The 18,452-nt window shown below is 73.5% G+C and carries 23 protein-coding genes and 1 pseudogene; 11 read left to right on the forward strand and 13 right to left on the reverse strand.

Annotated features, from left to right (window positions below; translation table 11 throughout):
- The first annotated feature begins 14 nt into the window (after positions 1-14).
- The 4 genes from ACIA6C_RS17505 to ACIA6C_RS17520 all read left to right on the forward strand — a co-directional run bounded on the left by ACIA6C_RS17505 (position 15) and on the right by ACIA6C_RS17520 (position 3,800).
- Positions 15-470, forward strand: coding sequence for an SRPBCC family protein (locus tag ACIA6C_RS17505; protein ID WP_399276724.1), 456 nt, complete (start codon positions 15-17; stop codon positions 468-470).
- Positions 457-2,049, forward strand: coding sequence for a phytoene desaturase family protein (locus ACIA6C_RS17510; RefSeq protein WP_399276726.1), 1,593 nt, complete (start codon positions 457-459; stop codon positions 2,047-2,049). Before ACIA6C_RS17505 ends, ACIA6C_RS17510 begins: the two co-directional genes overlap by 14 nt.
- 98 nt (positions 2,050-2,147) lie before the next feature.
- Positions 2,148-3,380, forward strand: coding sequence for a PP2C family protein-serine/threonine phosphatase (locus ACIA6C_RS17515; protein WP_399277301.1), 1,233 nt, complete (start codon positions 2,148-2,150; stop codon positions 3,378-3,380).
- 63 nt (positions 3,381-3,443) lie between these two features.
- Positions 3,444-3,800, forward strand: a complete 357-nt coding sequence (locus tag ACIA6C_RS17520) for an STAS domain-containing protein (protein WP_399276728.1) — start codon at positions 3,444-3,446, stop codon at positions 3,798-3,800.
- 4 nt (positions 3,801-3,804) lie between these two features.
- On the opposite strand, the gene ACIA6C_RS17525 is transcribed toward ACIA6C_RS17520, so the two are convergent.
- From ACIA6C_RS17525 to ACIA6C_RS17535, 3 genes and pseudogenes are all read right to left on the reverse strand, one after another.
- Positions 3,805-4,308 (reverse strand): metallophosphoesterase family protein, encoded by a 504-nt coding sequence (locus tag ACIA6C_RS17525; protein ID WP_399276730.1) that lies wholly within the window; start codon positions 4,306-4,308, stop codon positions 3,805-3,807.
- 15 nt (positions 4,309-4,323) lie between these two features.
- Complete coding sequence (locus ACIA6C_RS17530) at positions 4,324-5,517, reverse strand: amidohydrolase (protein WP_399276732.1); 1,194 nt, start codon at positions 5,515-5,517, stop codon at positions 4,324-4,326.
- Between the two features lie 13 nt (positions 5,518-5,530).
- Positions 5,531-6,382: pseudogene (locus ACIA6C_RS17535) on the reverse strand (SDR family oxidoreductase).
- A 318-nt stretch (positions 6,383-6,700) separates the two neighbouring features.
- On the opposite strand from ACIA6C_RS17535, the gene pgm reads away from it, so the two are divergent.
- The 4 genes from pgm (at position 6,701) to ACIA6C_RS17555 (ending at position 9,916) form a co-directional block, all read left to right on the forward strand.
- Positions 6,701-8,341: a phosphoglucomutase (alpha-D-glucose-1,6-bisphosphate-dependent) gene (pgm, locus tag ACIA6C_RS17540; protein WP_399276734.1), complete on the forward strand. Its 1,641-nt coding sequence runs from the start codon at positions 6,701-6,703 to the stop codon at positions 8,339-8,341.
- 65 nt (positions 8,342-8,406) lie between these two features.
- Positions 8,407-9,297, forward strand: a complete 891-nt coding sequence (locus ACIA6C_RS17545; protein WP_399276736.1) for an oxygenase MpaB family protein — start codon at positions 8,407-8,409, stop codon at positions 9,295-9,297.
- Positions 9,298-9,410: 113 nt separating this feature from the next.
- The gene (locus tag ACIA6C_RS17550) at positions 9,411-9,677 is read left to right on the forward strand and encodes a DUF4235 domain-containing protein (RefSeq protein ID WP_329200803.1); all 267 of its coding nucleotides are present in this window, start codon (positions 9,411-9,413) and stop codon (positions 9,675-9,677) included.
- Between the two features lie 53 nt (positions 9,678-9,730).
- Positions 9,731-9,916: a CsbD family protein gene (locus ACIA6C_RS17555; RefSeq protein ID WP_399276738.1), complete on the forward strand. Its 186-nt coding sequence runs from the start codon at positions 9,731-9,733 to the stop codon at positions 9,914-9,916.
- A gap of 81 nt (positions 9,917-9,997) precedes the next feature.
- On the opposite strand, the gene ACIA6C_RS17560 is transcribed toward ACIA6C_RS17555, so the two are convergent.
- The 3 genes from ACIA6C_RS17560 to ACIA6C_RS17570 all read right to left on the reverse strand — a co-directional run bounded on the left by ACIA6C_RS17560 (position 9,998) and on the right by ACIA6C_RS17570 (position 11,852).
- Complete coding sequence (locus ACIA6C_RS17560) at positions 9,998-10,540, reverse strand: DUF5133 domain-containing protein (RefSeq protein ID WP_399276740.1); 543 nt, start codon at positions 10,538-10,540, stop codon at positions 9,998-10,000.
- A 121-nt stretch (positions 10,541-10,661) separates the two neighbouring features.
- Complete coding sequence (locus ACIA6C_RS17565) at positions 10,662-11,066, reverse strand: ATP-binding protein (protein WP_399276742.1); 405 nt, start codon at positions 11,064-11,066, stop codon at positions 10,662-10,664.
- A 225-nt stretch (positions 11,067-11,291) separates the two neighbouring features.
- On the reverse strand, positions 11,292-11,852 hold the full coding sequence (locus ACIA6C_RS17570) for a hemerythrin domain-containing protein (RefSeq protein ID WP_399276744.1): 561 nt from the start codon (positions 11,850-11,852) through the stop codon (positions 11,292-11,294).
- A 166-nt stretch (positions 11,853-12,018) separates the two neighbouring features.
- Here ACIA6C_RS17570 and ACIA6C_RS17575 point away from each other — a divergent pair, with 166 nt between their 5' ends.
- On the forward strand, positions 12,019-13,251 hold the full coding sequence (locus ACIA6C_RS17575; RefSeq protein WP_399276746.1) for an aromatic acid exporter family protein: 1,233 nt from the start codon (positions 12,019-12,021) through the stop codon (positions 13,249-13,251).
- Positions 13,252-13,354: 103 nt separating this feature from the next.
- Here the strand turns inward: ACIA6C_RS17575 and ACIA6C_RS17580 are convergent, their stop codons facing one another.
- The 6 genes from ACIA6C_RS17580 to ACIA6C_RS17605 form a co-directional block, all read right to left on the reverse strand.
- Positions 13,355-13,621, reverse strand: a complete 267-nt coding sequence (locus tag ACIA6C_RS17580; protein WP_399276748.1) for a GlsB/YeaQ/YmgE family stress response membrane protein — start codon at positions 13,619-13,621, stop codon at positions 13,355-13,357.
- Between the two features lie 16 nt (positions 13,622-13,637).
- The gene (locus ACIA6C_RS17585) at positions 13,638-14,171 is read right to left on the reverse strand and encodes a type 1 glutamine amidotransferase domain-containing protein (RefSeq protein WP_399276750.1); all 534 of its coding nucleotides are present in this window, start codon (positions 14,169-14,171) and stop codon (positions 13,638-13,640) included.
- A 387-nt stretch (positions 14,172-14,558) separates the two neighbouring features.
- Positions 14,559-14,723 carry a hypothetical protein gene (locus ACIA6C_RS17590; protein WP_361126339.1) on the reverse strand — a complete coding sequence of 55 codons (165 nt, stop codon included), beginning with the start codon at positions 14,721-14,723 and terminating at the stop codon, positions 14,559-14,561.
- 70 nt (positions 14,724-14,793) lie between these two features.
- Positions 14,794-15,012 (reverse strand): hypothetical protein, encoded by a 219-nt coding sequence (locus tag ACIA6C_RS17595; protein ID WP_329200823.1) that lies wholly within the window; start codon positions 15,010-15,012, stop codon positions 14,794-14,796.
- Positions 15,013-15,200: 188 nt separating this feature from the next.
- Entirely contained in the window at positions 15,201-15,731 is a 531-nt protein-coding gene (locus ACIA6C_RS17600; protein WP_399276752.1) for a hypothetical protein, read from the reverse strand.
- A gap of 125 nt (positions 15,732-15,856) precedes the next feature.
- The gene (locus tag ACIA6C_RS17605; protein ID WP_399276754.1) at positions 15,857-16,243 is read right to left on the reverse strand and encodes a VOC family protein; all 387 of its coding nucleotides are present in this window, start codon (positions 16,241-16,243) and stop codon (positions 15,857-15,859) included.
- A 151-nt stretch (positions 16,244-16,394) separates the two neighbouring features.
- Between ACIA6C_RS17605 and ACIA6C_RS17610 the strand changes: the two genes are divergently transcribed.
- A complete protein-coding gene (locus ACIA6C_RS17610) occupies positions 16,395-17,408 on the forward strand; it encodes a DNA topoisomerase IB (RefSeq protein WP_399276756.1) in 1,014 nt (337 codons plus the stop codon).
- A gap of 49 nt (positions 17,409-17,457) precedes the next feature.
- Here the strand turns inward: ACIA6C_RS17610 and ACIA6C_RS17615 are convergent, their stop codons facing one another.
- Positions 17,458-17,733, reverse strand: coding sequence for an isoamylase early set domain-containing protein (locus tag ACIA6C_RS17615; RefSeq protein WP_399276758.1), 276 nt, complete (start codon positions 17,731-17,733; stop codon positions 17,458-17,460).
- Between the two features lie 265 nt (positions 17,734-17,998).
- Between ACIA6C_RS17615 and ACIA6C_RS17620 the strand changes: the two genes are divergently transcribed.
- The gene (locus ACIA6C_RS17620; protein WP_399276760.1) at positions 17,999-18,313 is read left to right on the forward strand and encodes a plasmid stabilization protein; all 315 of its coding nucleotides are present in this window, start codon (positions 17,999-18,001) and stop codon (positions 18,311-18,313) included.
- Positions 18,314-18,452: the final 139 nt, after the last annotated feature.

Raw genomic sequence — 18,452 nt, forward strand, 5'->3', positions numbered from 1 at the left:
CCCCTGGAGGAGCCATGGCAGTGCAGCACCTGCTCATACGCCGTCCGCCCGCCTGGGTGTGGGACGTCCTGCGGGACGGCAGCCGGTACGCCGACTGGGTGGTCGGGACCCAGGAATCCTGGGAGGCCGGCGGACACTGGCCGATGGAGGGCGCCACCATCGGCTACCGGGTCAAGCTCGGCCCCCTCGCCTACGAGGGACGGACCGTCGTACGCGCCTGCGAGCCACCGGACCGGCTCGAACTGGAGGCGATGGCGGGCAAGGGGGGCAGCGCCCGCATCGCCATCGAGATCAAGCCCTGGGGCAAGGACACGCTCGTCGTCATCGACGAACACCCCCTGCGCGGCCGCAAAGGCTCCTTCCACAACGCCGCCATCGACCTCCTCGTCCAGCTGCGCCACCGCAGCATGCTCGGGCGCCTGGCCCGGGCCGTCGAGTCCAAGGGAGCCCGGCCCGATGGCGACTCCTGACGCGGTGGTCATCGGCGCCGGCCCCAACGGACTGGTCGCCGCCAACGTTCTGGCCGACGCCGGCTGGCGGGTCGTGGTCCTGGAGGCGGCCCCCGAGCCCGGCGGGGCGGTCCGCAGCGACCGCGGCCTCGACCCGGATTACGTACACGACCTGTTCAGCGCGTTCTACCCGCTCGCGGCGGCCTCCCCGGTGATCCGGGCCCTGCACCTGGAGCGGCACGGGCTGCGCTGGAGCCGCGCCCCCGCCGTGGTCGCCCACCCCCTCGAAGACGGCCGCTGCGCCGTCCTCGGCAGCGACGTCCACGACACCGCGGCCTCCGTCGAGGCCTTCGCGCCCGGGGACGGAGCAGCCTGGGAGCGGCTCTACGCCCTCTGGCAACACATCGGCGACGACGTGCTGCGATGCCTGTTCACCCCTTTCCCGCCCGTCCGCGCGGGCCTCAGGCTCGCGGCGCGGCTGCGCGCGGCCGAGGGGCTCCGGGTGGCGCGCACCATGCTGCTGCCCGCGCGCAGGCTCGGCGAGGAGGAGTTCTCCGGTGAAGGCGCCCGGCTGCTGATCGCCGGCAACGCGCTGCACGCCGATCTCGGCCCCGAGTCCGCCCTCGGCGGCGGCTTCGGCTGGCTGATGTGCATGCTGGGCCAGGCGTACGGGTTCCCCGTACCCGTCGGCGGCGCCGGAGCCCTGACCGCCGCCCTGGTGCGCCGGCTGGAGGCACGCGGCGGAACCCTGTACTGCGCGCGGGCCGCCACCCGCGTCGTGGTCCGGGGCGGCCGCGCCGTCGCGGTACGCACCGAGGACGGCGTCGAGATCCCCGCCCGGCGGGCCGTCCTGGCCGACGTCCCCGCCCCGCTCCTGTACGAGCGGCTGGTGGGGGAGGAGCACCTGCCCGCGCGGCTGCGCAACGATCTGCGGCGCTTCCAGTGGGACTTCGCCACCGTCAAGGTGGACTGGGCCCTGTCCGGGCCGATCCCCTGGCGCGCCGAGGGCGCCCGGCACGCCGGGACCGTCCACCTGGCCGAAGGCCTGGACGAACTGACCCTCTTCTCCGCGCAGATCGCCATGAGCCAGGTCCCCCGCGTGCCGTTCGTGGTCCTCGGCCAGATGACCACCGCGGACCCCAGCCGCTCCCCGGAAGGCACCGAGTCCGCGTGGGCCTACACCCACGTCCCGCAGGCCATCACCGGGGACGCCGGCCGGGACGGAGCGGCCGCCATCACCGGCAAGTGGGACGAACGGGAGAAGGAGGAGATCGCCGCCCGCGTCGAAGCGCAGATCGAGCGCTACGCCCCGGGCTTCGGCGCCACCGTCCGCGCCCGCCGCGTCCTCGCGCCCCCCGACCTGGAACGCCTCAACCCTGCCCTGGTCGGCGGCGCCGTCAACCAGGGCACCACCAACCTGCACCAGCAACTGCTCCTGCGCCCCGTCCCGGGTACCGGCCGTCCCGGCACCCCGGTCCGCGGCCTCTACCTCGCCTCGGCCACCGCGCACCCCGGCGGCGGCGTGCACGGCGCCCCAGGCGCCAACGCCGCCCGTACGGCCCTGCGGGCGCGGGGCCTGCGGCGAGCCCCCGCATCCTGAGAGGCGACGCCCGGCCCCCTGTGCTGCACTGGGCTGTGGACGTGCGGCTCGTGAGAGAGGACTCCGTGACGACCGAGCGCGAGCGAGGCAGCCGACGCATGCTGACGGGCCTGCTCGCGGCCAGTCACCTCATGCCGATGGAACTCGTGCCGGTCCAGGCCCGCGCCCACGCCGAACACGCCGGTTTCAGCGACCTGTTCGTCTACGTGGCCGACGTACAGGGCCGCGTGCTGCGGCTGCTCACCGGAGAGGGGGTCGACGGACCCCCGCCGCCCGCCCGGGCCGCGGACGCCGAGGTCCCGGTCGAGGGCACCCTCGCGGGCCGCGCCTACCAGCACGGCGAGATCGTCCCCGTGACCGGGCAGAACGGCCTCCAGTGGTGGGTACCCGTGCTGGACGGCACCGAACGCCTCGGCCTGCTCAGGCTGACCACCCCCTACGACGACGAGATGGCCCGGCAGGACGCCGAGTCCCTCGCCTCGCTCCTCGCCCTGCTGATCGTCACCAAACGGGACCACAGCGACTCCTACGCGCGCCTCGTGCGCTCCGCGCCCATGAACGTCGCCGCGGAGATGCAGTGGCACCTGATGCCTCCGCGCACCTACGCGGACGGCCGGGTGGTGATCGCCGCCGCGATGGAGCCCGCCTACCAGATCAGCGGCGACGCCTTCGACTACGCCATGGCCGGCCCCGTCGTACACCTGTCGATCTTCGACGCCATGGGCCACGACACCGCGGCCGGGCTGGCGGCCAACCTCGCGGTCGGCGCCTGCCGCAACTCGCGCAGGCAGGGCGCGGACCTGGTCGGCATCAGCGAACGGGTGGAGGAACTGCTGATCGAGCAGTTCAGCCACCACTCGTACGTGACGGGCATCCTCGCCGACCTGGACACCGCCACCGGCGAGCTGACCTGGGTCAATCGGGGCCACCACCCGCCCCTCGTGATCAGGGGCGGCCGGTGGAGCACCCAGCTGGCCTGTCCGCCGGCGCACCCCATGGGCACCGACCTCAGACTCCCGGTCAGGATCTGCCGCGAGCAGCTGGAGCCCGGTGACCGTCTCGTGCTCTACACCGACGGCATCACCGAGGCCCGCCGCCCCGGCTCGAACGAGTTCGGGCTGGAGCGGTTCACCGACTTCCTCATCCGCCGGCACGCCGACGGACTGCCCGTGCCGGAGACCCTGCGGCGCCTCATCCAGGCGGTCATGGACCACCACGAGGGGCGCCTGGGCGACGACGCCACCATCCTGCTGTGCGAATGGCTCGGGCCGACGGCCGAGCCCGGGTGGGAGGCGGCGGCGCACACCGGCCTGACCGACCAGGAGCAGTGAGACGACACCCGCGAACCCCGTCCCGGCACGCCCGTCCCGGGAGCCCGTCAGGAGAGTCGGCCCGTGAACCACAGCGCCCTGCGACTGAACGTCCGCGAGGCGGACGGCCCCCGGCTGGTCGTCGCGCTCACCGGCGCCATGGACTGGAACACCGCCCCGCAGCTGCGCGAGGAGTGCGTGCGGCTGCTCGCCGCCAGCCCGCACCTCGTCCTGGACGTCTCCGCGGTCACCTTCTGCGACTCCTCCGGCCTCAGCGCCCTCGTGCAGCTGCGCCGCCAGGCCCTGAGCGCGGGCGGATCGGTGGTGCTCACGAACGTGCCGGAGCACCTGCTGCGGCTGTTGGAGATCAGCGGGCTCGGCCGGGTCTTCGTCGGCGCCGGCCACCCCCCGGAGCAGGGCGGGCCCACCGACCCCTGGTGAGCCGTCAGCCCCGGGGCGGCAGCCGGTGCAACCGGACCTCCGACAGCCGGCCCCCGGCGGCCACGGCCGTCATGTACGTGTGGAAGGGCTGGCGGCGCCGGTCGGTGGGGGAGCCGGGGTTCAGCAGCCTCAGGCCCCCGGGCGCGGTCGTGTCCCAGGGGATGTGGCTGTGGCCGAACACCAGGACGTCCAGGTCCGGGAACCGCCGCTCGCACCGTGCCTCCCGCCCGGCGGCGGCCCCGGTCTCGTGCACCACTCCCACCCGCACGCCCTCCAGTACCGCCCTCGCCACCTCGGGCAGCCGCTCGCACAACCCCGGGCTGTCGTTGTTGCCGTGCACCCCGATCAGCTCGCGGGCGTGGCGCGCGACCAGCGCGTAGGCGTCCTCGTCGACCCAGTCACCCGCGTGGATCACGACGTCCGCCCGGCCGCACTCCTCGACCAGGGCGGCCGGGAGCGCCTTGGCGCGGGTCGGCAGGTGCGTGTCGGAGATCAGCAGCAGGCGCATGCCGCCACCGTACGGTCATCCGCCCGACGCGGCCTGCGACCGCAGCTGTGCCCAGGCCGTCTCCTTCAACGCGGGGTCCAGCAGCACGTCCGCCGCCGTGCAGGCCAGCGCCCGCGCCGAGGCGAGCATCGCCCGCCGTCCCCGCGGGGCGGCCGCGGCGAGAGCGAAACCAGGGGTGTGGTCGGAACCCGGCTCGTCCATGATGGCCACGAACGGGTGGATGGCCGGGACCCGGTGGCTGACGTCACCGATGTCCGAGGAGCCCAGGTACACGCCCGGCGCCGGATCCCCGAGCGCGACGCCGGCCCGCCCGATGTGGTGGGTGAACCGGTCGGACAGCGCCCGGTTGTTGCGGAAGTGCCGGTAGCCCGTTCCGACCGGGGTGACCTCGGCCTTGGTGCCCGTCGCCTTGGCCACTCCCTCGGCGCAGGCTTCGAGTTCCGCCGCCAGTTCCTCCAGCGCGGCCGTCGTCGCCCCGCGCAGCCCGAACAGGCCCTCCGCGTAGGCGGGTACGACGTTGGTGGACTCGCCGCCGTCCGTCACGATCCCCTGGACGTGCGAGCCGGCGGGCAGCCGCCGACTGAGGACGGCGGTGGTGTTGAACAGCTGCACCAGAGCGGCGAGCGCGTCGATGCCCTCCGTCGGGTTGCCGGTGGGGTGGGCGGCGCGGCCGTGGAAGCCGACCCGGAGCTGACGCTGCGCCGTCAGCGGCGCCCACGCCCAGCTGTGCACCCCCGGGTGGAACATCAGCGCGGCGTCGACCCCGTCGAACACCCCCGCCGACACCAGCTCCACCTTGCCGCCGCCCCGCTCCTCGGCCGGCGTCCCCACGGCCAGGACCGTGCCCCCGCCGGCGCCGAGGGCCGCCCGTACCGCGGCCGCCGCGCCCAGCCCGGCGGCCGCGATCAGGTTGTGCCCGCAGGCGTGCCCCAGGCCGGGCAGCGCGTCGTACTCCATCAGCAGGGCCACCCGGGGCCCCTCCCCGCCGCCCGACCGGGCGACGAACGCGGTCGGCAGCCCGGCCGTGCCCCGTTCGACGGCGAACCCCTCCCGCTCGAACTCCGCGCTCAGCAGCGCGGACGAACGGTGCTCCGCGTAGGCGGTCTCGGGATCGCGGTGCAGGGCGCAGCTGATGTCCCAGAGCCGGTCGGCGCGCCGGGCCACCTCCTCCTCGATCCGGTCGTACAGGGCCTCGTGGTCGTGTGACACATGTCCTCCGATGTCAGGGGAGCGGCGTCCCGCCGGTGGCGTTGAGGATCTCCGCGGTGAGGTAGCTCGCCTGCGTGGAGGCGAGGAAGACGTAGGCGGGCGCCAGTTCCGCGGGTTGGGCCGGACGGCCCAGCGGCGACTGCGCGCCGAATTCGGCGGTGTCGGGCATGGTGGCCGGGATCAGCGGGGTCCACACGGGTCCGGGAGCCACCGCGTTGACCCGGATGCCGTCGGACGCCGTCATCTGCGCCAGTCCCTGGGTGAAGGTGACGATGGCGCCCTTGGTCATCGCGTAGTCCAGCAGCGGCGGGCTCGGCTTGTAGGCCTGCACCGAGGTGGTGTTGATGATGCTCCCGCCCGACGGGATGTGGGGGAGGGCCATCTTCGAGAGCCAGAACATCCCGTAGAGGTTGGTGCGCACGACCCGGTCGAACTGCTCGGTGGTGATCGCGGAGATCCCCTCCGGCTGCGCCATCTGGTAGGCGGCGTTGTTCACCAGGACGTCGATCCGGCCGAACTCGGTGACCGCCCGGTCCACCAGCGCCCGGCACTGCTCCTCCTCGCGGATGTCGCAGACCACGGCCACCGCCTTGCGGCCCGCCTCCTCCACCAGGCGCTAGGTCTGCCGGGCGTCTTCCTCCTCCTCGGGGAGGTAGGTGAAGAGCACGTCGGCGCCCTCGCGGGCGTACGCGATCGCGACCGCCCGGCCGATGCCGGAGTCCCCGCCCGTGATCACGGTCTTGCGATCCTCCAGCAGGCCGTGGCCCCGGTAGGACGTCTCGCCGTGGTCGGGCGCCGGCTCCATCGGCCCCGTGCGGCCCGGATGCTCCTGGTCCTGCTGTGGGAAATCCGGCCGGGGGTACATGGTGGTGGGGTCAGGGGTCCCGCTGCTGCGTTCCACGTGGCACAACCTCCTCGGTGAGCGCTCCACCGCCCCCGGGTCCGGGGGCAGGCCGAAGCGCGCGGACGCCGTCGCGCGTGCCCCGGCACGGTGCGGCTAACCGCTGACTGCCGGTCCAAACCCGGACGAACGCAGCGAACCCGGCCGGTAGGAGTCGCCCATGCTGGGTAGGCCGTGGGGAGGGAAGCGCCCGGCGAACGAAGTCGGCAGCGAAGTACCCGGACACACGAAGTACCCGGACACACAGCAGTGACGTCGCGAGCGACACGGAGGAGCGGACGGATGCCGAACGAGCGAGCGGGCCAGCAGGCGCGGGCGGAGGACCTCATCGACGTGTCCCGGCTGGTGACCGCGTACTACGCCCTGCACCCGGATCCCGCCGATCCGGACCAGCGGGTCAGCTTCGGCACCTCGGGGCACCGCGGATCGTCCCTCGCGACCGCCTTCAACGAGGACCACATCGCGGCCACGAGCCAGGCCATCTGCGAGTACCGGGCCCGGCAGGGCGTGGACGGCCCGCTGTTCCTCGGCGCCGACACGCACGCGCTGTCCGAACCCGCCCGGGTGACGGCCGTCGAGGTGTTCGCCGCCAACGGCGTGGACGTGCTCCTCGACACCGACGACGGCTACACCCCCACGCCCGCGGTCTCGCACGCCATCTTGACCCACAACCGCGGACGTACCGGCGCCCTCGCGGACGGGGTGGTCGTCACCCCCTCGCACAACCCGCCCGCCGACGGCGGGTTCAAGTACAACCCGCCCCACGGCGGGCCCGCCGGTTCGGAGGCGACCGGCTGGATCCAGGAGCGGGCCAACGAGATCATCGCCGGCGGCTCGAAGGAGGTGCGCAGACTGCCGTACGCCCGGGCCCTCGCGGCCGCCACCACCGGCCGGTACGACTTCCTCGGCGCCTACGTCCGCGACCTGCCCTCCGTGCTCGACCTCGACGCCGTCCGCTCCACGGGCGTGCGCATCGGCGCCGACCCGCTCGGGGGCGCCTCCGTCGCCTACTGGGGGCGCATCGCCGAGGAACACCGGCTCGACCTGACCGTCGTCAACCCGGAGACCGACCCGACCTGGCGGTTCATGACGCTGGACTGGGACGGGAAGATCCGCATGGACTGCTCGTCCCCGTACGCGATGGCCTCCCTGATCGAGGGCCGGGACCGGTTCGACCTGACGACCGGAAACGACGCCGACGCCGACCGGCACGGCATCGTCACACCGGACGGCGGCCTGATGAACCCCAACCACTACCTCGCCACCGCGATCGATTACCTCTACCGCCACCGCGAGGGGTGGCCGGCCTCGGCGGGCATCGGCAAGACGCTCGTCTCCTCCGGGATGATCGACCGGGTGGCCGCCGACCTCGGGCGTGAACTGGTCGAAGTACCCGTCGGCTTCAAGTGGTTCGTGGACGGGCTCGCCGGCGGCGCCCTCGGGTTCGGCGGCGAGGAGTCGGCCGGGGCCTCCTTCCTGCGCCGCGACGGCTCCGTGTGGACCACCGACAAGGACGGCATCCTCCTCGCCCTGCTCGCGTCGGAGATCCTCGCGGTGACGGGGCAGAGCCCCTCCGAGCGGTACGCCGCGCTCACCGCCCGGTTCGGCGAGCCCGCGTACGCGCGGGTCGACGCACCGGCCACCCGGGAGGAGAAGGCGGTACTGGGCCGGCTCTCCCCGCAGCAGGTCACCGCGGACACCCTGGCGGGTGACGCCGTCACCGGCGTGCTGACCAGCGCCCCGGGCAACGGCGCCGCGTTCGGCGGGATCAAGGTGACCACCGGCCACGCCTGGTTCGCTGCCCGCCCCTCGGGCACCGAGGACGTCTACAAGATCTACGCGGAATCCTTCCGGGGCCCCGGGCACCTCGCCGAAGTCCAGGAAGCGGCGCGGTCGGTGGTCTCGCAGGCGCTTTCCGCCTGAGCCGCCCCACGGCCGGGCCGGTCCGGGGACTCCCCGCCCGCCCGGCCGCGCGGCAGGATGGGAGCATGGACATGTCGCAGCGGCCGGCCCAGGGCTTGCGGGAACGGGTCGGCACCAGCCTGTTCACCCACGTGGCCGGGCCGGCCGGCCGGCAGAACCGCGCCCGCATCCACGGCACCCCCGGCCCGCGCTGGTTCGGCCCCGGGCGGCCCATCCGCACCGTCCACGGGGACGCCTCCATGTTCATCGGCGGCCTCAGTGCGCTCCTGCTGCAATCCCTGCACCCGCGGGCGATGGCCGCCGTCGCCGCCCACTCCGGCTTCCGGGGCGACCCCTGGGGTCGGCTCCAGCGCACCAGCACCTTCCTCGCCGTCACCACCTACGGCACCGCCGAGGACGCCCAGCGGGCCGTCGACCACGTGCGCGAGGTGCACGAGCGGATACGCGGCACCACCACCGCCGGGGAGCCCTACCACGCCGCCGACCCGCACCTGCTGTGCTGGGTGCACGTGGCGGAGGTCGACAGCTTCCTGCGCGCCCACCAGCGCTACGGCGCCCATCCTTTGGACGGCGCCGGCTGCGACGCGTACATCGCCGACGCCGCCCGGGTGGCCCGCGCGCTCGGCGTACCCGACCCGCCGGCCGACCGTGCCTCCCTCGCGGCCACGCTCGCCCGCTACCGGCCCGAACTGCGCGCCACGCCGGAGGCCCTGGACGCGGCCCGCTTCATACTGCGCGAGCCGCCGCTGCCGTGGATCGCCCGCGGCCCCTACGCCCTCCTGGCGGCCAACGCCGTCCGTACGCTGCCGCCGTGGGCGCGGGCGGCGCTGGGGCTGCGCGCGGCGCCGTACCTGCCGGAAGGCCTCGTACTGCTGTCCGGGCGGGCGGTGACGGGGACGATCCGGTGGGCGATGGGGGCCCTACCGCCCCGCGAGGAGCCCGCCGGGCCCCACTGAGCGGTACGCGGAAAACCGCCGGGCGCCGGGCTTATCCCGCCGGCGTCGGGGAAGACGCCGCTGCGAAGGTGCTCCGGACACCAGCAACGGGGCCGACGGAGGGAGCGCGGACGGTGAACAAGGCCAAGATCGCCTACAAGCCGGTGGGACTGGCGCTCGGCGCCGGCGCCGGCATGCTGGCGGGCGTGGCGTTCAAACAGGTCTGGAAACTGGCGGGCCACGAGGACGACGCGCCGAACGCCACGGACGAGGGCAGGGCCTGGCGCGAGATCCTTCTCGCGGCCGCCCTGCAAGGGGCGATCTTCGCCGTGGTCAAGGCCGCGGTCGAACGCGGCGGCGCCACCGCCGTACGGCGCGTCTCGGGCACCTGGCCCGCCTGACCGGCGGGCAGGAAACACGACAACCAGGCGAACACCGAGCCGAGGAGGTCACCATGGCCGGCAAGGGCGGCATGGACAAGGCAAAGGGCAAGATCAAGGAAGTCGCGGGCAAGGCCACCGGCAGCGACAAGATGGCCGCCGAAGGCAAGATGGACCAGGCCAAGGGCGAGGCGAAGAGCGCGCTGGAAGAAACCAAGACCCGGGCCAAGGGTGCAAGGGGCACCAAGGGCTCGCTCTGACACCATCCGGCACCTGCCACCACGGACACACGAGAGCCGACGGCTCCGCCCGGTGACCACCGGGCGGAGCCGTCCGTTGCGTCAGGCGTCCCCGTCGTCCTGCGACGGCTGCTGCTGCGCGCCGGCCAGCGTCTCGGCGGCCTTGAGCGCATCGTGCGGCGTGCGGCGGCCCATCATCACGCACAGCGTGTACACGGCGTCGTCCAGCGCCCGCTGCAGGGCTAGGTCCCCCGGTGCCGCCAGCACCTCCCGGCGCAGCGCCCGGAAGCGGGCGACGTGCTCGCGCAGGACGTCCGGCCGCGGGAGCAGCCGCGCCCCGGCCCCCTGCTCCGGCCCGGACCTGGCCCGGCGCATGGCCGTGCGCAGTGCCTCCTGGACCGGGGTGGGCCCGTCCTGGCCGGAGAGCAGGGCCACGGCCGCTCCGGCGCTCTCCTGCGGCGTCGTACCGGCTTCCTCCGCGGCCGCCTGGAGCAGCCGGCGCGCGGTTTCCGCGCTGCAGGGAACCAGGGCCATCAAGATCCCCGTCGCCAGCTCGGTGCGGGCACGAGCCGCCGTCGCGGCGGTGACGGCGGGGTCGCCGGCCGCGGGCGTGCGGCGGCGCTGGGGTAGGGGTGTCTCGGTCATCCGCTCGTCGCCTCCGCTTCTCCTGCCGCTTCGGGCCTGAGCGTGCCCGGTATCGGGCATCCAGTATCCCGCTATGCGGTCAAATCGTGGTCAGAGGCGCGTTCCGGCCGGGGCCCGGCGGTCACTCCAGGGCGATACGTGCGTGGATGGTCTTCCCGCCGTCCGCGGTCGGCCGGATCTCGACGGATTCGGTCAGGTGGTGCACGAGGTTCCACCCCCAGCCCCCCAGCCCCCTGTGGTCGGGCGCCCGGGGCGTGGGCGGGTGCGGGCTGGTGTCCGTGACGTCCACGTCGATCGCGCCCCCGTGCAGCGTCAGAGTGAGGGTGCAGGGGCCGTCGGTGTGGCGCAGCGCGTTCGTGACGAGCTCGGTGACCAGGAGCAGCAGGGTGTCCGGGGCCGGGTCCGGTACGGCGCGGCCGTGCTCCCTCGCGTCGGCCAGGAAACGGTGGGCGGTGTCGCGGGCGACCGCGTTGGCCCCCGGCCGCGGGGCGAGCGTGATGCGGTGCTGGACGAGTGAGGTGTCCATGGACGCTGTCCTTCTGCGCGCCGTGGCGGTGACGTGGGTGCGCCTGCCCGTGGCGCGACCCCCCCATGTGCCGCAGAGCGGTGCTTTTGCCGCCGTTTCCTGCGAAATGCGCCGTGCGGCGGAACCGCGCGGCGGAACGGCGCCGTGTCCCCGCACGGCGCGGCCGCGCGGCGGCCCCGGAGGCCCGAGGCCACCGGTCTGCGGAGCCGCCGCCCCGGGGGAGCGTCAGTCCTTGCCCCGCCCGCTCATCGCGTCGCGCAGCCGGTCGACCATGCCCACTCCGGGAGCGAGCAGCTTGTTGGCCGGCGGCTTGTCGGGCGCCGCGGGGTGCGGCCGGGTCGGGGCCGTCTTCTTCGCCTGGCGGACCTTGTCACCGAGCTTGTTGAGCATGTCCGGGGTACAGGCGGCGCGCAGCTGGGGGAAGAGGTTGTTCTCCTCGTCGGCCACGTGGGCCCGGATCTCGGCCATGAGCTTGGTCATCAGGGCGTCGAAACGCGGGTCGTCCGCGTCACAGCCCTCCAGGTCCTTCATGGTGCGCTCGGCCATCGCGTGGTCCTCGAGCTCCTTGTCCGCGATGCTGTCCCCTTGGGGAAGGTGCTCGCGGACGGCCGGGTACAGGTACGACTCCTCGGCCACGGAGTGCCGGACCAGCTCCATGATGGCCTGGTCCGCGTAGTGCTTCCTGCGCGCGTCGCCCGACGGCAGTTCCTGGATGTTGGTGAAGAGCTCCTCCACCTCCTCGTGGTCCGTGGTGAGTTCCGCGATGACGTCGCCGCCGTGGCCCATGCCGCTCTCCTCGCTCGTGCCGGTGGTCTGATTCAGGCCACCCAGTGAACCGCCGCGCAGTGAGCCGTCGGGGCATTGCTCCTCACGTAGCGTGTCGTGACATATCCGGTGTGTACTGCGCGCGCCGCACCGCGTTGATCTTCACGCGAAGGGGAAAGGGCGGGTCATGTCACTCTCTGCTCCATTGCGTCAGCTGGTGCGCCGGCACCGGGAGCCCGCCGTCGTACAGACCGTCCGTTCCACCGCGGCCGCCGTGATCTCGTACGTCGTCGCCCTGCGGCTCAGCGGTGAACCGGCCCCGCTGACCGCTCCGCTCACCGCGCTGCTCGTCGTACAGGTCACCCTCTACTCGACCCTCACCACCGGCATCCGCCGGGTCAACTCCGTGGTGGCCGGGGTGCTGCTCGCGATCGGATTCAGCGCGCTCGTCGGTCTGACCTGGTGGAGCCTCGGTCTGATCATCCTGGTCTCGCTCACCATCGGACCGCTCGTGAAGGCGGGCGAGTTCGTCCCCGAAGTCGCGATCAGCGCCATGCTGGTCCTCGGCGTCACCCGGGTGGCCGACACCGCCTGGGACCGGGTGCTGGAAACCCTGATCGGCGCCGCCGTCGGCCTGCTGTTCAACGTGCTGTTCGTGCCGCCCGTATGGGTCGGGCCGGCGAGCGAGGCGATCACCGACCTCGCCCGGCGGATGCGCGCCCTGATGGTGCACATCACCGACGAACTCGACGAGCACACCCCGGTGGAGAAGGCCGCCGCCCGCCTGCACGAGGCGCGCCGGCTCGACAACGACATCGCCCAGGTCGACGCCGCCCTGCGGCAGGCCGAGGACAGCCTGCGGATGAACCCGCGCGTGCGCGAAGGGCTCCTGTTCCGCCTGGTGCTGCGCACCGGACTCGACACCCTGGAGATCTGCGCGGTGGTGCTGCGCGTCTCCTGCCGCACGCTGACCGACCTGGCGCAGACGCGGCCCGAGGGACCGCTGTTCCCTGCGCACATCGCCCAGGCGCTGCGGGAGCTCTACGCGCACACGGCCATCGCCGTCGAGAGCTTCGCCCAGCTGATCACCGCGCAGGTCAGTGCCAACGCCGAGGAAGCCGAGAGCAGGCTGACCGAAGAACTCAAGACCGCCCGCCAGAGCCGGGACCGGCTCGCCGGGCTGCTCCTGGAACAGGTCCGCACCGACCCCGGTCAGTGGCAGCTCTCGGGCGCCCTGCTCGCCGAGGCGGACCGGGTGCTGGACGAACTCGGCGTGGAGAAACGTTCCGAGCGGCTCATCGAGGAACTCGACCGGCACTCGCAGCTGCGGCGTGAGCGCTTCCCCCGCCTGCACCGCCTCGCCGACCAGTTGCGGCTGCGCCCCGCGAACGACGAGGGCCGCCGGCCGCGCCGGTGGTGAGGCGACCCGAAGGGGATCGCGCGCCCGGCGCGAAAAGGCCCGGACGGGCGAAAGCCGGCCTCCCGCGCAGCGGCGGGGGCCGGCTTTCGCCAAGGGGCGGCCGTCAGGTGCGCCTGTGCCCGGCGATCAGCCGGTAGACCAGCAGCACGATGACGGAACCGACGACGGCCGCGATCCACGTCGAAAGGTGGAAGAAGCCGTTGATCGAGTTCACCCCGAAGATCACCTTGCCGAGCCACCCGCCGAGCAGGCCGCCGACGATGCCGATCAACATCGTGATCAGGCAGCCGCCGGGGTCCCTCCCCGGGGTGATGGCCTTGGCGATGAGCCCGGCCAGCAGGCCGATCAGGATCCAGGCGATGATGCCCATGCGCAGTGGTGTCCTCTCAGCGGTTGAACTCGGTCAGGAAGGTCTTGCAGAACACCGGCAGGTCATCGGGCTTGCGGCTGGTGACGAGCGTGTTGGGGCCGGCCGTGCACACCTGCACGGCCTCGTCGACCCAGGTCCCGCCCGCGTTCTCGATGTCCGTGCGCAGGCTCGGCCACGAGGTCAGCGTGCGGCCGCGGACGCGGTCCGCTTCCACCAGGGTCCAAGGGGCGTGGCAGATCGCCGCGACCGGCTTGCCGCTGTCGAAGAAGCTCTGTACGAAGGCCACCGCCTCGGGCTTCATCCGCAGCGCGTCCGGGTTGGCCACACCACCCGGTAGGACCAGTCCGTCGAAGTCCTCCGCCGAGGCCTGCGAGACGACGAGGTCGATGGGGAAGGTGTCCGCCTTGTCGAGGTGGTTGAAGGCCTGGACGCGGCCCGGCTCCGTCGAGACGAGCTGCGGGTTGCCGCCCGCGTCGATCACTGCTTGCCACGGCTGGGTGAGCTCGATCTGCTCGACGCCCTCCGTAGCCGTCAAAAACGCCACACGCATGGGTCGGTCCTTCCTGTGTGCATCGGGATGAGATTCGTGACGGGTGCGTCGCCTATCGCCCCTTGCCGTGCGGCGGGCCTCTCAAACCAGCTCATTTCGTACGGGAAAGCGAGTGACCTTGCCGGCGACCCACGGACGGGCGTGCGCGCCCGGCGGCCGGTGGGCCCGCGCGGGAGGGGGCACCGGCAGGCGGCGGCCCCGCGCGGCGGGCGATGCCCCGAGGAGGCGTTCTTCGTACCTCCCGAGGGCCAGCACCGCGGCCAGCGTGACGGGGGGAGTGAGCAGCGCGACGGCGAGCATGGGGATCCTTTTCGTCGGACGAGCGTGTCCCTGTCACGCGTGCCCCGTGGCGCCGCACGGAACCGGCCGGACCCGGCGCGAGGGTCCTCAGGAGCGGCAGCGGCGCCGGTGTGCGACGAAGGCCGCGGCCACGGCGAGGGCGCCGGCCGCGGCCGTCATCACCGTCCGGCGGCTGTCCTGGAGGGAGAGGGCGACCTGGGCCGCCTTCTCGCGGGTCGGCTGGGGCGGCACGTTCCCGTTCGGATGTTCCACCTCGCGGGCCTCCTCTCGTACGTCGGCCGGCCCGTCGGCCGGGGAGCTGCGGGCGTTTCCCGGGCGGTGCTCAGGGAGGTGATTCCGCCCACGACTCGGGGCCCGGGCCGCGCCACTCGACGAGCTCGGGATCGGTGAGGTCCAGTTCCCCGGGATCCTCCATCCCGGCCGCGCTCAGGAAGACGAGGATGTCGGAGGGCTTGTGGGCCACGCCGATGGCGACGCCGTCGTAACGCACCCGGCGCCAGCCGTTCTCGTCCGGAGGGTAGATGACCAGTCGGGCGGACATGCCCCCATCCTCGGTCGTGTCGCCGCGCGCGGCGCCCCCTGTCGCGCGTACGGGTGGACGCTCCGGCGAGCCGTCGACGGCGCGCCGGGCGGAATGCGGCCTCCGTCGCGGCCGGGATGGCCAAGACCGCACCCCGCACGGCGGCCCCTACCCGGCGCGGTTCCCCGGAAACGGGCCGCGCGCCCCGCTCAGCCCGCCAGGGCGGTGTCCGCCCCAAGGCAGTCCAGCAGCCCCGGGCGGTGCAGGTCTGCTATCGGCGCCAGCAGGTCCGGGTGGCGCAGCAGCGCCGCCGCGTCGCGGTCGTTCGCCTCGGGATCCGTCAGGCGCCGGAAGGCCACCGGGACGGCGCCGGCGTGGTCGGTCCCGGCCAGCGCTTCCACCGCCGCCGAGGCCAGCGGGGGCGCGGTCAGCAGGCACGCCGCCCAGCTGGCCACGACCTCGTCGACCCAGCTGCGCCAGACGTCCTCCCGCTCCTCCTCGGAGGAGGCGTCCGCACCGGTGATCCAGTCCAGGCGGCCCGAGCCGCCCGGCCCGGTCAGCGCGACCAGCTGGGCGTCGAGGTCCGTCGGGTACCGCAGCCACGCGGCGGCCGTGACGGCCTGGCGGGCCTGGGCCTCGGCCAGGCCCCGCTGGAGCGCGCCGCCGCCGGCGGGGTAGGCGCGGACCAGCCAGTGCGCCGTCGCCGCTATGAGCGGGGACAGGGAGGTGTCTACGGGCACTGGTGACCATCCGGGGCGGATAGGAAAAGGGGGAATCGTCACGATAACGGCCGCATCAGCCCCATTGGAATGACCAGGCGCGGATCGTGGCGTACGACACGGCCGCCACGGTCCGCACCCGGGGCTCACGGGCGCAGTCGCAGCGGATGGTCCGCCGGCACCTCCACGACGGCGATCCGCACCCCGTCCGGGTCCTCGATCCACATCTCAATCAGCCCCCACGGCTCCTGCAGCGGCGGCCGCAGCACCGCGACCCCCCGCCCCAGCAGCTCCCGGTACGCCGCCTGCACGTCGGCGACTTGGAGCCACAGCCGCATCCCGGGGGCCGGCGGGGTCTCGGAGCGGCCGGAGACCTCCAGGAACCCGCCGCCGAGGAAGTAGACCGTCCCCCGCTCGGGCCCCGTACCGAACTCCCGGTACACGGCGAGGCCCAGCGCCCCGCCGTAGAACGCGCGCGAACGGTCGGGGTCGGTGGGGGTCAGCAGCATCCTGCTGCCCAGTACGTGCACCATGCGGACGAACTCTAGTGCTGTGGCCGCGACCTGGTGGACCTTTCCGGTCGCGGCACTGGACGCCGCCCGGGCCACCGGTGGCACGGACGCGCGTACCGGGGAGTATCCCCACGGGAACGGGGCAGACGCCGGGCGTCAGCGGAGGAGGACCATGCGGCTGCGCACGAGTTGCCCCGACCGGCCCGGATACGTCCGGGTACGCCACGGCCGGGGTTTTCGCTACCTGGACCTGACGGGGGCCCCGATCGCGGACCCCTCGGAACGCGAGCGGCTGCGCGCACTGGCGATCCCGCCCGCCTGGACCGACGTATGGATCTGCCCGTGGCCCGGCGGCCACATCCAGGCGATGGGGACCGATGAGGCGGGCCGCCGGCAGTACCTGTACCACCCGGCGTTCCGGGAGCGCCAGGAGGCCGCCAAGCACGAACACGTCCTGGACGTCGCGACGCGTCTCCCGCGCCTGCGCCAGGGCATCGAAGCGGACCTCGGGACGCGGGGCCTGGGCCGGGACCGGGTCCTGGCCTGCTCGGCGCGCCTGCTCGACCTCGGCTTCTTCCGCGTGGGCGGAGCCGCCTACCGGCGCGACCACCAGGCGTACGGGCTGACCACGCTGCTACGGGAACACGCCGTCTGCAGCCGGGGCGAGGTCTGTTTCCGCTACCCCGGAAAATCCGGGCAGGAGCAGACCCGCGCCCTGGTCGACCCCGCCGCGTACGCCGTCGTGAGGTCCCTGCTGCGCCGACGCGTCGGGCAGTCCCAGCTCTTCGTGTACCGGCAGGGCGGCGTCTGGCGCGACGTGCGCGCCGACGACGTCAACGACTACCTGCGCAGCAGGTCCGGTACGGACATCACCGCCAAGGACTTCCGGACCTGGCACGCGACGGTCCTGGCCGCCGTCGCCCTCGCCGTCTCGGTGGACGTGGCCGGTGAGTCCCGGGCCCGGCGTACGAAGGCGGTGGCACGTGCGGTGCGCGAGGTAAGCGGCTACCTGGGCAACACGCCGGCGGTCTGCCGCTCCTCCTACATCAACCCGAGGCTCTTCGAGCTCTACGAGGGCGGTGTCACGATCAAGCCCGCGCTGGACCGGCTCGGCGCGGACGTCGTCTACGGGCACCCGGCCACCCACGGCGAAGTGGAGGCGGCGGTACTGGAACTGCTCGGCTGAACCGGCGGGCACCCGCCGGACCTCCGGTGCGGGGCCGGGTGCCGCGGGCTCAGGTGCGCAGGTGGCTGTTGGTGCCGTCGTGGCCGTCGGCCTGCTCCTCGTCGAACCAGTAGTCGCCCGCGGCGAGGTACCGGAACGTGTGCGTCTTCTTGCCGCTGAGTTCGATGGTCACGGCGCGCAGGCCGTCCTCGCGGGGGGCCAGCACGTGGGTGCCCGGCTGCCAGTCGTTGAAGTCGCCCACCACGCTGACCGGCCCCGGCGGATTGTCGGCCGGAAGGACGAAGGTGACTTCGGTCCCGTTCTTGCGCCGCTTGCGTTCGAGCACGTGGAACTCCTTTGCCGGAGGTGGGTGCGGCCACTGTGCCAGCGGGGTGACCGGCCGACGGCCCGGGGCGCGTGACACGGCGGAAGGTTTCACCCGTACGCCCATCCCGTTGTGGACGCCCGGGTTTGCCGAAGGGGCCGGACGGGGGCGGTCGACGGGGCGGCGTACCTCCGGGTGGCTGCTCCGGGGTGCGGGAGCCGGCGCCGGCCCGCAGCATGGCCGTGTCCACCCCTGTGCGTCACCCCTGTGCGTGAGGAGAACTGCGATGCCCCGAGGATCCAGCGGTAAGCGCGAGCGTCAGTACGAGCACATCAAGGAGTCCGGTCAGGAGCGCGGCATGTCGGAGGGCCGGGCGAAGGAGATGGCCGGCCGTACGGTGAACAAGGAGCGGGCCCGCTCCGGCGAGACGAAGTCGTCGAGCCGCAGCTCGTCCGGCTCCGGCTCCGGCCGTGGCACGGGCTCCGGCAGCGGTTCCTCGGGGCCCACCCGCGAGGCGCTGTACGAGGAGGCGAAGAAGCGGGGCATCGAGGGCCGCTCCGCGATGAACAAGGAGCAGCTCAAGAAGGCCCTCGGGCGCTGAAAACGGTGGAGCGCCGCCGCCGCGGGGGGGCGGGGGGCCCCCCGCGCCCCCCCCCCCCCGGCGCCCCCCCCCCCCCGGGCCCGAGCACCCCCCAGGACCGGTGGGAATGGGGCCGGGTTTAAAGCGAATCACGGCCCGC

Source organism: Streptomyces sp. NPDC051578 (assembly GCF_044454045.1).
Classification (GTDB): Bacteria; Actinomycetota; Actinomycetes; order Streptomycetales; family Streptomycetaceae; genus Streptomyces.

Coding starts and splice junctions, on each gene's coding strand:
- ACIA6C_RS17505 (WP_399276724.1), top strand. CDS start 15: ATGGCAGTGCAGCACCTGCTCATACGCCGTCCGCCCGCCTGGGTGTGG.
- ACIA6C_RS17510 (WP_399276726.1), top strand. CDS start 457: ATGGCGACTCCTGACGCGGTGGTCATCGGCGCCGGCCCCAACGGACTG.
- ACIA6C_RS17515 (WP_399277301.1), top strand. CDS start 2,148: ATGCTGACGGGCCTGCTCGCGGCCAGTCACCTCATGCCGATGGAACTC.
- ACIA6C_RS17525 (WP_399276730.1), bottom strand. CDS start 4,308: ATGCGCCTGCTGCTGATCTCCGACACGCACCTGCCGACCCGCGCCAAG.
- pgm (WP_399276734.1), top strand. CDS start 6,701: ATGCCGAACGAGCGAGCGGGCCAGCAGGCGCGGGCGGAGGACCTCATC.
- ACIA6C_RS17545 (WP_399276736.1), top strand. CDS start 8,407: ATGGACATGTCGCAGCGGCCGGCCCAGGGCTTGCGGGAACGGGTCGGC.
- ACIA6C_RS17555 (WP_399276738.1), top strand. CDS start 9,731: ATGGCCGGCAAGGGCGGCATGGACAAGGCAAAGGGCAAGATCAAGGAA.
- ACIA6C_RS17560 (WP_399276740.1), bottom strand. CDS start 10,540: ATGACCGAGACACCCCTACCCCAGCGCCGCCGCACGCCCGCGGCCGGC.
- ACIA6C_RS17565 (WP_399276742.1), bottom strand. CDS start 11,066: ATGGACACCTCACTCGTCCAGCACCGCATCACGCTCGCCCCGCGGCCG.
- ACIA6C_RS17570 (WP_399276744.1), bottom strand. CDS start 11,852: ATGGGCCACGGCGGCGACGTCATCGCGGAACTCACCACGGACCACGAG.
- ACIA6C_RS17575 (WP_399276746.1), top strand. CDS start 12,019: ATGTCACTCTCTGCTCCATTGCGTCAGCTGGTGCGCCGGCACCGGGAG.
- ACIA6C_RS17580 (WP_399276748.1), bottom strand. CDS start 13,621: ATGGGCATCATCGCCTGGATCCTGATCGGCCTGCTGGCCGGGCTCATC.
- ACIA6C_RS17585 (WP_399276750.1), bottom strand. CDS start 14,171: ATGCGTGTGGCGTTTTTGACGGCTACGGAGGGCGTCGAGCAGATCGAG.
- ACIA6C_RS17595 (WP_329200823.1), bottom strand. CDS start 15,012: ATGTCCGCCCGACTGGTCATCTACCCTCCGGACGAGAACGGCTGGCGC.
- ACIA6C_RS17605 (WP_399276754.1), bottom strand. CDS start 16,243: ATGGTGCACGTACTGGGCAGCAGGATGCTGCTGACCCCCACCGACCCC.
- ACIA6C_RS17610 (WP_399276756.1), top strand. CDS start 16,395: ATGCGGCTGCGCACGAGTTGCCCCGACCGGCCCGGATACGTCCGGGTA.
- ACIA6C_RS17620 (WP_399276760.1), top strand. CDS start 17,999: ATGCCCCGAGGATCCAGCGGTAAGCGCGAGCGTCAGTACGAGCACATC.